The sequence below is a fragment of the Streptomyces odonnellii genome (assembly GCF_000981895.1).
Classification (GTDB): Bacteria; Actinomycetota; Actinomycetes; order Streptomycetales; family Streptomycetaceae; genus Streptomyces; species Streptomyces odonnellii.
Map to the genome: position 1 here is coordinate 1 of NZ_LATD01000530.1, position 1,662 is coordinate 1,662.

The following is a 1,662-nucleotide window of genomic DNA, read 5'->3' on the forward strand; positions in this document are numbered from 1 at the left end:
CGGTCTCGTGGGCTCGGGGTGTGTATAAGAGCCGCGCCCCGCACGGCGCGCCGCCCGGCGCGACGGCCTCGGGCGCCGCCCCCCACCCGGCCCACCATGTCGGCAACGCGCTGCGCGCGGTCAAGGTCTTCGTGAGCACCGCGTTCCGGGTGGCGGTCCTCGGAGAGTACGCGGAGGAGGCCGGCATCCGGCGCCGCCCGACCCCATGAGCTGAGAGCGCTCTCGGCGTTCTCGGCGGCCGCGCCCGTCCGTACCGTCCCCAGACCGCTCCCGCACCGTCCCGTACCCCTCTGAGCACCGCTTACGATGGTCACCGTTGCTGCGCGGCACGCCTGATCCACTAGGGTCGCGGCCGTGACCTACCCGACCGTGACCCTCCGCTCACTCGCCGCAGTGGGCGCGCTCGCCCTGTCGCTGGCCGTGTTCGCCACCCTCTGCGTCGCCCGGCGCATCCCCATGGCCGACACGCTCGTCTACCGCGCGGAAGGCGCGGCGGTCGTCGGCGGCACCGACCTCTACGGGTTCACGGTCACCCAGTGGCAGCTCCCCGCCACCTATCCGCCCTTCGCCGCGATCCTCTTCGTACCCACCACCTGGCTGCCCGTCGACGCCCTCAAGGTCGTCTTCGTGATCGGGAACGTCGCGCTGCTGGCCCTGTTCGTACGGCTGTCCTGGCGCTTCGCGGGGCTGCCGGCCGGTCCCGTACCGCTGCTCGTGTCCGTCGCGGTCGGGCTCTGGCTCGAACCCGTCTTCCAGACCGTCCTCTTCGGCCAGATCAATCTCGCCCTCGCGTGTCTTGTGCTGTGGGACCTGTCGAGGGCCGAGCATGCGATCGGGAAGGGCTTCGCGCTCGGTGTCGCCGCGGGCATCAAGCTGACCCCGGCGGTCTTCATCGTCTACCTGCTGGTGACCGGGCGGGTACGGGCGGGCCTCACCGCCCTCGCGTCCTTCACCGGCACGGTGCTGCTGGGCGTGCTCGTACTCCCGGCGGCCAGCGCCGAGTTCTGGACGCGGCGGCTCTTCGAGACCGGGCGGGTCGGCAAGCCGTGGATCGTCGACAACCAGTCGTTGCAGGGGCTGCTCGCGCGCGTGCTGCACACCCCGGAGCCGGGCGCGCTGTGGGCCGTGGCGGCGGTGGTCACGGCGGCGGGCGGACTGTGGACGGCGCGCAGGGCGTTCGCGGGGGCCGGGTCGGAGAGCTGGGGAGTGCTGGTCACCGCGCTGACGGCGCTGCTCGTGTCGCCGATCAGCTGGTCGCACCACTGGGTGTGGTGCGTTCCGCTGCTGGCGGTGCTGATCGCGGAGGGCCGGTTCCGGATGGCGGCGCTGGTCGGGGTGGTCTGGACGGCCCGCAGCTTCTGGGCCGTACCGCACGAGGGCGAACGGGACCTCCGGCTGCCCTGGTGGCAGCAGCCGCTGGCCTCGCCGTACGCGCTGTGCGCCCTGGGCCTGCTGGCCTTCGCGGTCTGGCGCGTCTGCACCGCGGCGGGCACGGCGCCGGTACGCGGCGGGGTGCTGGTCCCGTCGCCGCGTACGAAGTCGGGCTCGGGCGTGAGCACTTCGGCGGGGACGGGGTGAGGGACGGCGTGCCGGGCGGGATCCCGCCCAGCGCAAGGGTCCCGGCGCGTCGGCCCCTCAGTCCCCGGCCCCCCGGTCCCCCGG

At 73.8% G+C, this 1,662-nt stretch carries 2 protein-coding genes; both read left to right on the forward strand.

What is annotated here, in order from left to right:
• The first annotated feature begins 20 nt into the window (after positions 1 to 20).
• A complete protein-coding gene (locus tag WH07_RS34530; RefSeq protein ID WP_046508930.1) occupies positions 21 to 209 on the forward strand; it encodes a hypothetical protein in 189 nt (62 codons plus the stop codon).
• Between the two features lie 145 nt (positions 210 to 354).
• On the forward strand, positions 355 to 1,578 hold the full coding sequence (locus WH07_RS34535) for a glycosyltransferase 87 family protein (RefSeq protein ID WP_052744660.1): 1,224 nt from the start codon (positions 355 to 357) through the stop codon (positions 1,576 to 1,578).
• Positions 1,579 to 1,662 lie beyond the last annotated feature (84 nt).